Origin of the sequence: Desulfobacula sp., from assembly GCF_030611305.1 — a bacterium.
Classification (GTDB): domain Bacteria; phylum Desulfobacterota; class Desulfobacteria; order Desulfobacterales; family Desulfobacteraceae; genus Desulfobacula.
This window is the reverse complement of record NZ_JAUWQB010000098.1, coordinates 1-11386: the sequence shown is the minus strand read 5'-3', so window position 1 is coordinate 11386 and position 11386 is coordinate 1. Positions and strand designations below refer to the sequence as shown.

Genomic DNA, 11386 nt, shown 5'->3' with positions numbered 1-11386 from the left:
AAATTTTGAGAATCTATGATTTTAAAATTTAAGTCGGTCTCATGCATGTTTTTTAAAAACCGATTAAATCGGATGGGGAGAGTATGGCCTGAAAATAAATTCAAAATAATGCTTGATTTCCTCTTGGTACTCTATTTATGTTTATTTTTCCTCCGGGCTGGACAGATGTTTCAAGAAAAACCGGCCTATTCTCCTGTCTTGCCAGAACGCTTTCAAGCTTAAATTTAATATTCAAAACATCGCCCTTATTGGATTCTATTTTCACTTTCACCTTTGATAATCTCTTTTCATATTTTCTGATCACTTCAAGAACTGCTTTTTCAATTTTTTCTATGGTCTCTGTCACCCCGCCCCCTGCAAAAACAGTCATATCAGGCATGCCATAATCCTGGGCAATCTCAACACTGCCTTTATTGGTGTTGAGAAGTTTTCTCAAGTGAGTGATAATTGAGCGCATCTCTTTTTCAGCACTGGTTTCTTCAATCTCTTTTTCTTCGGATTCAAGGGATTCAATGCGCTCAAGCAATGTGAGCTCATACATGACAGATACCATTTTTAAAGTGTTAAACTACAGATCTCAAATCAGAAATAATACAATTCAAAACCTGCAGTTTGATTTATTAATGACATACCATGAAATTATAACGATCAGGCACCTTTCCATGAATCTTCGGTTTCAATGCCATCAGGTTCATATGTCCAGATGATTTTTTCATAGGTGAAGAGCACGGATTCCATATCCTTGTAAGGTTTGTTCTCCTCAAGAAAGGTCAATGGATTGTATTCCTGCATTTCAACAATAATGGCATTTTCCAGTTTTATTGTGAAATAATGCTCCTCAACTCCTTTTTCATTGATGCGGTATTGTTTGAGTTCAACCGCCATTTGCTCACCTTTACTGCAGGCCCCGAATAAGAGTGGTGAACTTTTGTCCTTATGTTTAATAATCTGTAAAGGTTTGTGAATACGCTGTCCTGTGGGAAGCCCTGTATGGGTGTCCCGGGGAATTTCCACTTTGTGATCTATACTATACACCAGAATTGAATCTTCCTTATCAGTCTGTGTACAGTCTCCTGCGATCGCACCTTGTTCTTTCCCTTCTACTGTTAAATAAGATGTCATTGCCATGATGCTGTCCTCCTTTAATTAGAATTATGCTTTATCCAATTTTCCAACTAGAGATAGAGTAAATGAAGCTCCCATATATTTAAAATGGGGCTGAAGTTTAAGAGAGCACCTGTACCAGCCGGGTTCACCTTCAACATCTGAAACCTCTATCTGTGCTTTTTTCAATGGTCTTCTGCTTCTTACACCCGGTCCTGGTTTCTCCTGGTCAGAAACATACTGCCTGATCCAGTTATTCAGCTCATCTTCAAGCTCTCCTCTTTCTTTCCAGGTACCTATATTCTCCCTTTGAATCACTTTCATGTAGTGGGCAAGCCTGCCCACTACAAAGTTGTAGGGAAGTTGTGTGCCAAGTTTATAATTCAACTCGGCAGCTTTTCCTTCTTTGGTATTGCCAAAATTCTTTGGTTTTTGAACGGAGTTACCGGAAAAGAAAGCAGCATTGTCACTTCCTTTTCTCATGGTAAGGCCAATAAATCCTTCCTCAGCCAGCTCAAATTCTCTTCTTTCCGAAAGCATGACTTCTGTGGGTATCTTTGTTTCAATCCCCCCCATTGATTCATATTGATAAAGAGGAAGATCTTCAACAGCTCCACCACCCTGGGGACCGATAATATTGGCGCACCAGCGGTATTTTGCAAAGCTTTCCGTCATTCTGGATGCAAACGTAAATGCAGCATTGCCCCAGAGAAAATCATTGTTGCCCGCTGTAACATCTTCGGCAAAATCAAAACTCTTGGCCGGAACAGTGTCCTGACCATAAGGAAGCCGCAGCAGGAAATGCGGGACGGTAAGCCCGATGTTTCTTGAATCTTCCGATTCGCGAAAAGATTGCCATTTGGCGTATTGCGGGCCTTCAAATATCGAGTTGAGATCTTTTAGGTTTGGAAGCCCTTCAAAACTGTCAAGACCGAAAAACTGCGAGCCTGCGGCAGAAATAAACGGCGCATGGGACATGGTTGATACGCTTGCAATGTCCTGGAGCAGCGAAATATCCTGGGGGCCGGGGCCGAATTCATAATTTCCCACCATCAATCCATAGGGCTGCCCGCCAAACTGGCCATATTCAGCAGTATATGCAGTTTGGTAAAGCCCTGATTTTGTAATTTCAGGCGCATCCTCAAAATCATCCAGCAAGTCCTGCTTTGAAGCATTTAAAATTTCAATTTTGGTATTCTCCCTGAAATCCGTATGATCCACCAGATATTTCAGTGAACGCCAGGAGGATTCAAGCTTTTGAAAATCCTTGCTGTGAAGTATGGCATTCATCTGAAGGCTTAACTTTGAATCAATGTTGGAAATCATTTCATCAATCAGATCTTTGCTTATTTTTATGCCTGCACGTTCAGGTTTGAGAAGCTCGTCAAGAAACGCCTGAACACCCTGTTTTGTGGTCTCGTAACCTTCCTGATTTGGTTTCAGGCGTGTTGCCTGAACAATTTCATCCAGAAGAGACAGCTCCTCCGTGGTAGACACCTCTTCTTGTCCCTCTATTTTTTTTTCTTTTTTTGCCATTATTAAATCTCCTTTATTCATCAACGCCTAATTCTTTTAGAATTCTTTCCTTTGCACCGTCATCCTTAACAAGTTCATTAAGTTTTTTCTTGAATTCAGGAACATTTCCCAGGGGGCCTTTAACTGCCTTAAGTGCATTTCTCAATTCCACCAGTTTTTTTAATTCAGGAACTTGATCAACAATGGCATCAGGATCGAAATCCTTAAGACTGTTAAAATTCAGTTTAACAGCCATCTGTTCATCAGGTTCCGCAGAAAGTTTGTTGTCGACAACCGCATCCAAAGTAATATTGTAGGAATCCAGGACATCGTTAAAATTATCCTTATCAATATTAATTGCCGTTCTTTCTTCAATAGGCGTTTCATCTTCTGCCATGGTAAAATCCCCCATAACTAAAACTTTCAAGGGAAGTTCCACTTCTTCCTTTGCATCTCCCGTGGCAGGTTTATAAGTAATATTAACCCGCTCCTTTGGTGCTACTGACGCTTCTTTACCCATAGATCACCTCCTTGTTACTGGTTTATAAAAATCAAACAATTTGTAAAGCCTTTACTGGATCAAGCATGGAAATCCTGTTAATGACTGTTTCAATCAATTGTTCATGCTGATCGTTTTTTTGAAGCCTGAGACCTGTTAAAACCAGAGATAAGGCTTTAATGGCATTTTCAGGCTCCCATGTTTCCAAATTAAATTTATTAATATTTTCTAAAATATCATCAATATAGGATGCAGCTATTTTTAGCTGTTTTGAATTGATCAATAACTGACACAGTCCTGTTTTCCATAAAAACCGTTCCCGTTCTGATACGGCTTTTGACAGATGTTCTTGAAAAAGCATGAGGGCTTTATCCAATTGTTTTTCTTTAATCAGTTGTTGTGCAACACTCATTTGTTGTGAAATGATTTGATTGATGCCGTCAGTCCCTTCTGCATCACCGGTATCGGTCTTGCCTGCATCTTTGGAGTTCAATTGCTTTATCCATTCAAAGGTTGCAGCGTCGGCAAAGGGTGTCCCATCGGAAAATGACAGCTTTTCAATTCCTTTCAATGTTTGAACAAACAATGCTGTTTCAGCTTCAATTACCCGGGTAACCTCGGGATGGTTCATTTGTTCCATACTCTCGGCTACATATCTGCTCAAATCCAGCCAGAAAAGAAATTGTCCGACTCTCCCTTCGCATGAATCAGCCAGAGCCTCCCAATTACCTGAATCATATAGCCCTGTTATTGCAGATATAATCTGGTCATCCGGCGGGGGGATCATTGTTTTTCCACCCGTTGCTGCGGGCAGTTTATCAAGGGTTGCCCATGCTGTAATTCTGCTCAGCCGATAGGGTAAAGGCTGATATATGTTTTTTTTTTTCAGACCGGATGCGGATTTACCAAGAATACTTAATCCATGTTCAAGCATGGCCGAGGCATCGGTATTAGAATCCAACATTGGTTCAGCAATCCCTTTTTTTGTAGCCGGCTGTCCTTTTGACGGGCCAGCTCCTGTCTCTTGTTCTGTTTCCTCCGGCGCGTCTATGGTTTCTTCTTCAGAAATGGTCTCCTTGATTCTTTTTATCAGGGGAATCAAAAGCGGGGCATCTTCCATGTTTTCCCCTAAAAACTCATCAATAAAATCCAAATTATTAATAAGGGTATCCCGCTTTTCTTTTTCCCAGATAACCGGATCAGCACCCGATATAAAATCAGATATTTTTTCTGCCCACCAGGTAACAATACCTTTTCTGCCCTTCATTCGTTTTTTGGGAGGAAACATGGTTTCCCAGAAATTTTCCAGAAGTCCCTTAAAGATATGGACACCCTGATACAGGCCTTCCAGGCCCTGTGTTTTAATCAGACCGTAATTCAGATAGCTTGCCACCTGCAGGTGTTTTGATTCTTTTTCAAGGATTTGGACAGATAGATTAATGACAGTATCCCAGTTAATACCGGAACTGGCAGAAGGGGAACCCATCTTGCCAATCTCCTGTGAAAGAGATTCAAAACTGGGCTCATATCGTACATCTTTTCCTGTAGGGGTATCTTCCGATATTGGGGTGCTTCCTAAGTTAATGATATCCATACGACACTCTTATGTAATTTCCTTGTTTATTGAAACAAATTTTCTGATCCAGGGAGAGTATCTGGAAGCAGAATCAGATAATGCAACCAATGCTTTTTGCGCATTTTGAAATGTGTTAAATGATCCCAAAATTAAATTATATCTATTTTGACCATTCAAACTGCTCTGATAAATTGCAGTATTGCCAAGCAGTCCATTTATTAGAGCAAAGCCAATAATTTCCTCTTTATCAGGTCCTAACATGATATGAATGGTGTAATGGCCTGTATCCTGCTTTGATATCCAGTCTATTGAATGAATCACATTATCAGATGACGAGTTAGACAGTTCCGGTATCGTTTCTTCTGATTTATTTCCTTCTGGTTTTATCCAGGTTTCTTCCTTGATCTCTTTCTTTGTTTTTTTTTGAGGTTCTTTGACTTTTTCTGCACGCATTTCTTCTAATAATGGAAGCTCCCCTTTGAAAACATAGGATAAGGTTACAGATGAGATCCCTTTTTTCAAAAGCGCTTCTTTTTGTTCAGGAAATTCATCATTGAAAAAGGTTCTGGATTGATATTTAAAATCTTTTACAAACTCATAAAAGTTTTGATACTCCTTTAACAAACTAATTTCCGGGAACTGAATAATAATTAGAACCTTACCGCAATTTTCAGGTTCCCAGTCAAATGTGATGGATTCAGGATAATTATTATTTTCAAAACGGATCACCTTCTCATTGCATTTCATCCACATAATACCTGCCACAGGCTTCAACTGGGCAGACTCGTTCACGCCCATGGGAAGTGTTTCCATTGCAATGGTATATCGATCTTTAAATTGAATTGCAGGAGATATGGGTCCCTTGACTTTGGGTGGTTCTACCGCCTTAGTTTCTTTTTTGACGAGTGGAAATTTGCTACCTTTGGATTTATAATTTCTAAAGATAACATCCGGTATTACAGGTGGACGTCTGTCTAAAAAATCGAGTACTGGTTTTATGCCGTTGATATCATATGAAACCGTTATATCGGTTACATTGTTGTTGATTAAATATCCCCTATACTCTGGAAAATCGGCTACATTAAATACTTTTGTTCCGTCTTTAAACTCGGATAAGAACTGTGCAAACCCCAGTCGGCCCTTATATTTTTTATGGAGTGTTGATTCCTCAAACCGAATTTGCAAAAGAACATCACCACACGTATCGGGCCGCCAAGCGAATTTTTTTGTTTCAGGAAAATTGTTATTTAAAAGTTCTGTTTTTTCATCGGCACATTCCATAAAAAGTGTATTGGAATAAGGTCTGATCATGGCCTCATTATTTACGCTGATTGGCAGTGTGGTAATTGAAACTGCATATTCATCTTGCTGTTCAAGGGTTAGTTGCTCTCCCTTATTCAATAATTTAAAAAATTGATTGCTGAACGGAAGTTTTAGCTCAAAGGCTGTTTTAGATAAAAAACCGGTTTTGTTCTGTCCGACAAACGCGGATGCCTCATCATTCACAAACTGCCAGATTATACCGGAACTTTTATCAAACATAATGGAATAATACTTTTCAGGATCGATACTATAGGATGCACTTAATACAATCTCTTCCCATTTACTCTGTAGATAGTCCATACTGTGATGGATACCGTATGTCGTCAAAAAATCGAACGGTCCTTTAATTAAATCATAAACAATAGGGGAGGTCTCATTCTGCATTAAAAAGGCATTTAGTTTTAACAAATTATCATATGTCAGGTTAAATGGTGCCTCCTGTTTAGACGGATCTGACAATGCCTTAAAAAAATCTGCAAACATATGAAAACACTTTTCATTATATGATGTTGCTGATGAAATAGTTGAAAGACTGTTCAGATACTTATTCCATACTTTCGAAAACCTCATTTTATATTCAAGATCAGCCACATCTTTCTTACCAGTTTGCTCATAGATTTTTTTAGATGACTTTTCAAACTTTTCCGTAATTTTTTCTTTTGTAAGGGAAAGTTTAGCTAAAAAGGAACCCTTTTCTTTTTTAACTTCTGTCTCTGCAAGATATTTGATCTCTTTGAGAGTGACCACAGTCTTTGCCCATGAAGGTTCAAGATCAATCTGGGACTTAAACCATTCAAACTCTTGGGCCATTTTTTCCAATAGGAGAAAATAAGGGTTTTGTCCCGTCGTCATTAATGTTCCAAGATCTGTCCAATTGTCAACAAGCGTTTTCCAGTTCCTACCGGAAGGAAATACAGTTGCAAAGTCAAACCATGCCCGGTAAAATTCTTTTGCATACCATTCCCAAAAATCGTTCTCCATTTGCAAAAACACTTCCTGCTCAGTAGACGCCTTTTGAATCATTCCAATGAATTGTTTGATTTCTTCACGTCCAGACCGAGTAAAAGCGCCTCTAATATGAGCCTTTGAATCCAATATAGACGTATTGATTTGGTATCCTTTCAAAAAGGAAAAAATTTCAACATCAGATGTTGAACAGACCCAGTGGCTTAAAAGCCAGTCAAAATTATCGCTATTAACAGCAATCTGTGACAAAGCATTTTGGAATTCGCCTAGTTTTCTAACAGAGTCGGTGTGGTCATCATTCCAGGTTAGATAAGAATAATAGGTACTGGCGTAATTTGCGGTAACAGTTTTTGATATATCAGGATCAAGAGTGGGAAATAAGGTACGGATACTTTTTTCATATTCTTTTTTATTGTAATAAGATTTATCCTGAATTGATTTTTTAAGGATACCAATCCTCTGAATTGCATAAACCGCTCTGCCAACGATATCTCCATAGGGTGTCATAGAATTGATTGTTTTAATTTTATCAAAAAACAGATCATCCATTGGATCTATGAGGTTCTTTCCAACATCATTCACAAATGCTTGTTTTAATTTTTTTTCAAGCATAAGACTTTGATTCAGGCCCAGTCGGGGAAGAATCCAGCCATCATTATTGGTTTCCAGCCTTTCTATTTCAAATCGTTGTCTGTCATAGATAAGGATATGGTCGGTTGTATTGGATACCATGGGTTTGCTTTTAAAAAAACCGGTATCCAAATTATTTAAGGCTTTTGCATTATTAAAATAAGAAAACGCTAAAATGCCACTCATGGCAAAGCAAATTAAAATAAATGAAAATATTCCAAGGCTCAGCGTTTTTTTTCTCCACATTAAAAATTCGGAAAGCGGCATAAAAACATTTCTGTCTTTGGGTAAAATAGCACTGAAAAAACTTCTAAGAAAAAAGCCCTTGTTCCGATCCAAAGAGGCATCGTTTTTGTATTTGATCCCTGTGGTTTCTAAAAATCCTGATCCAGGTTCACCCTTTCTACAGGCACTGGAAAAATAAATTCCTCTAAAAAGTGGAGTGGCTTGGTAAATATCATCTCCAAATAGAGACTGGACATAAGATTCCAACCCGGGTTTTAAGTTCATAAATTCATTGGAAAAGGCAATAGCAAAATTGTTGATTCGGTTGTGGATAAAAATGGATCGAAGGTTTCTTATCTGCCTGAAAATCGTTGTCATACATTTTTCTAAAACCTTCATGCCATCTGTTTGATCGATTGGATTGGCATACCCCATGACCTGAGTTCCTCTCTGGTCAGGTATATGATCACAAAAATCGGTAAACCCATTTACTAAATCCATTTTTGTAACCAACAAATAAACAGGGAATTTCGCTCCCAGAACACGCATCATCTGATTAATTCGTTGACGGATGCACTTTGCTTTATCGCTCAATTGGGTGTCATCTTCATTTAAAAGCGCATCACTGGCCACGGTCACGATCACACCGTTTATAGGTTCTTTTTTCCGATATTTTGATAAAAGTGTAAGGAATAATCCCCATTCTTTTTTATCTTTGTCTTCTTCAATGGGAATGGTGTATCGCCCTGCTGTGTCCAATACGATAGCTTGTTCCAAAAACCACCAGTCACAATTTTTCGTACCGGAGATGATCGTTGCCTGACTGACATCGGTAAGAGCTGAATCCAAGTTTGAATTTTTTATGGCAGAGGTTTTTCCTGAGCGGGATTCACCCATTAGGACAAACCATGGCAGGACATATAAGGGGTTACCAAACTTTCTTAAATGCGATTTTTTGAGTTTGGCAATGGAGTCTTTCCACTGGTTTTCTGCTTCTTTCTGGTTGTATTGAGTATTGTCGGTATCTTCCCGGGGAAAAGCCTCTTCTTCATTGATGACCTTTTGAACGAATTTTTTTTCATTGCGTCTTATCAATAGCTTTTTTATGGCAAAATACCCAAACAAAATTCCCGCGCAGGATGCAACAAGAACAATGGATATCCACCATGGCCAGCCCTTAATCTCCATTGCCCAATAACCGATTCCAAATAATAAACCTAAAAAAAGTAAGAAAATAAAACAAGAAAATAAAAATTTTAAAATTTTTTTCATTTTTTTAAAGTTCGCAATTTATATAAAAAATTCATTCCGTTACAGCAGCAAACCGCTGTCGTTAACCATTTGAATCAATCGTTCGTTAAAAAAATAGTAGAGCATTAAAAACAATAAAATGGGGAATAGAACTAAAATAGATGAAAAGTTTGATAAACCTTTCCATCTTTTCCGTTTCAACCGTTTGCTAAATTCAATATCACCCGCTTCAGGAAAAAGAATATCGGGCGTATCGAAATCCCCACCGTCTGTTATTTTTTTCCGTATATTTATTTTAATTCCATCAAGTTTTTCCTGATGATAAGATTTATACAGACACCCTTTAAAACCGGATGCAAGACAATAATCATATACTTCTAAGATATCTTTATCATCTGGACCAAACTTTTCAATCTCAGCAAAAAACTCAGTTCCGGCACTGGTGGTGTTATAAATTTTTTTTTGTAATGAGTTTTTAATCCACTCATTTTTTTGTTTCCAGCCGGTTTCCAGGATAGTCTCGTCTACCCAGGCAAATATGGCAAATAACGCCTGGGCAAATCGATCCTTAGGAATTCCGGCTGATTTAGCCCGTAGTTTAGCCCGCTGGATCAGTTGATGATAGTTGTTGGAGACCTGGTCATACTCTACTGACTGGGTTTGCAGTTGGTCCACCAGATGATACGTGTATGCCAGCAATTCCGTCACACAGTCCACAGATGAAATTTTCATTGATCAACTCACTTTCATATTTGTGAAATCACAATTTCAATTGATGTATCTTCAGGTGCATTGTCCCAAAAAAGAGAAATATCCCCAGAATGTTTTATCTCTTCCCATAAATGATGTTTTGAATCGATCCTGAAATAATATGAACCGGCTCGTTTCGGCATTCCCGGCGGAGGCACCAGTCGATGTTTAACAGGGACTCCCGGAAGGGCCCTTGCAATCATATTATCAATGTTTTGGGGAATTCCCATTTTAATTATATTATGCATATCATTGATGATTTGATCTGAGTCTGCCGTACTTTTTAATACAAGGAAGTACATATAAGAATCTCTGAATTCTTCTGCCGGGAGCCGGGCAGTAAAATAGTCATTCTCTCTCGTCATGCTGAAAATGCTCTCTCCACCAATAGAAATTCCTTTTAACAATTCCCCAAGCAATATCTGCGCTTCATTAAAACAATTAAAAAGATGTCCATGGTCATATTCTGGCAGCAGAAAAGTTCCATCCTTCAACTGCCCGAGAGCATTTATCCGATCCGTAAACGTACTTAAGTCTCCAATTATCTGTCTTAGGGCACCATAAACTGCATGGGGATGAAAGGTCTCAAGTTCAATGATATGATTCAAGAGGGGCAGTGATCGATTAAGAGCGCTTAGAACCAGCAAATGGGGTAAAAAATGGGCGTCAAAATCAGAGGTGAGTCCTTGGGAAAATTTATAGGACTCAAATACCCTACAGCGAGAAATAATATTTTCCCGTAAGTTCTTCAGTATCTTCATCAGAATATCCGAGCCTGAAATAACATATGTTGGTGCAATATATGATCTTGACAAACCGACACTTTCATCCTTCAACTCAAGCTGGCACACAGGAATCATTAAATAGTCGTTAAACTTGTCAATCTCGTGATCCCAAAAAATTTTAAGATTATAATCTACTTTTCGAATATTTACCGGGTCTCCACCGGCATGAATGTCTCTTACACTTTCAGGCTCGACAAAGGAAACACCACGGGTACCAACAGAATCAATGCTTTCACTTGAATCTATTGATGTTATATTTTTATCAAAGTTATTCCATTTTCTAATTCCCAGATAAACTGTAACCGGCGTATCGCCTTCAACATCAAAGGATAAGTCTTCAAAGGATCGAGGCTGGATCACCGCGTTTTCGGGATATTTTACCCAAGTACCATCCTGAAAAATAAGCTCACATTTTTCAATCTCTATTAGCCGCTGCAAAAGCGATGCATCCTGAATGCGAATCTGACCGCACCCCCAAAAAAAAGGAGTATGATAATGGTTATGGGGTGTAAATAAAGATTTTATAAAAGTGTCATTTTGCTGAAAATGGTGGGGCTGCAAGAAAAGCCCTTGGTGCCAAAAGATAGGTTTTCCCGGTTTATTCATCCAATATTATTCCTTTTATTTCATGCTTTTTTAATATCAGGTTTATTTTTAGATCTGAACTCGTGTTCGACAGTTGTAGGTTCATTTTTACCGATTTTTGTAAAAATATCCAATAAAATCAGGCCGAGTATCGAATCTGAGTTCAAAACCTGTAGG

General features: G+C 38.5%; 8 protein-coding genes. All 8 read right to left on the bottom strand.

Features of this window, described 5'->3' with window-relative positions; genetic code table 11:
- Positions 1-100: 100 nt before the first annotated feature.
- Positions 101-541 (bottom strand): type VI secretion system baseplate subunit TssE, encoded by a 441-nt coding sequence (tssE, locus tag QAI40_RS14905; RefSeq protein WP_299983403.1) that lies wholly within the window; start codon positions 539-541, stop codon positions 101-103.
- A gap of 107 nt (positions 542-648) precedes the next feature.
- Positions 649-1128: an Hcp family type VI secretion system effector gene (locus tag QAI40_RS14900; protein WP_299983404.1), complete on the bottom strand. Its 480-nt coding sequence runs from the start codon at positions 1126-1128 to the stop codon at positions 649-651.
- Between the two features lie 24 nt (positions 1129-1152).
- A complete protein-coding gene (tssC, locus tag QAI40_RS14895; protein ID WP_299983407.1) occupies positions 1153-2640 on the bottom strand; it encodes a type VI secretion system contractile sheath large subunit in 1488 nt (495 codons plus the stop codon).
- Between the two features lie 13 nt (positions 2641-2653).
- Positions 2654-3139, bottom strand: a complete 486-nt coding sequence (gene tssB, locus QAI40_RS14890; protein ID WP_299983409.1) for a type VI secretion system contractile sheath small subunit — start codon at positions 3137-3139, stop codon at positions 2654-2656.
- Between the two features lie 31 nt (positions 3140-3170).
- Positions 3171-4712: a type VI secretion system protein TssA gene (tssA, locus tag QAI40_RS14885; RefSeq protein WP_299983411.1), complete on the bottom strand. Its 1542-nt coding sequence runs from the start codon at positions 4710-4712 to the stop codon at positions 3171-3173.
- Positions 4713-4721: 9 nt separating this feature from the next.
- Complete coding sequence (locus QAI40_RS14880; protein WP_299983413.1) at positions 4722-9026, bottom strand: type VI secretion protein IcmF/TssM N-terminal domain-containing protein; 4305 nt, start codon at positions 9024-9026, stop codon at positions 4722-4724.
- A 123-nt stretch (positions 9027-9149) separates the two neighbouring features.
- Positions 9150-9821: a DotU family type IV/VI secretion system protein gene (locus QAI40_RS14875; protein ID WP_299983415.1), complete on the bottom strand. Its 672-nt coding sequence runs from the start codon at positions 9819-9821 to the stop codon at positions 9150-9152.
- A gap of 14 nt (positions 9822-9835) precedes the next feature.
- Positions 9836-11230, bottom strand: a complete 1395-nt coding sequence (tssK, locus tag QAI40_RS14870; protein WP_299983417.1) for a type VI secretion system baseplate subunit TssK — start codon at positions 11228-11230, stop codon at positions 9836-9838.
- Between the last annotated feature and the right edge of the window lie 156 nt (positions 11231-11386).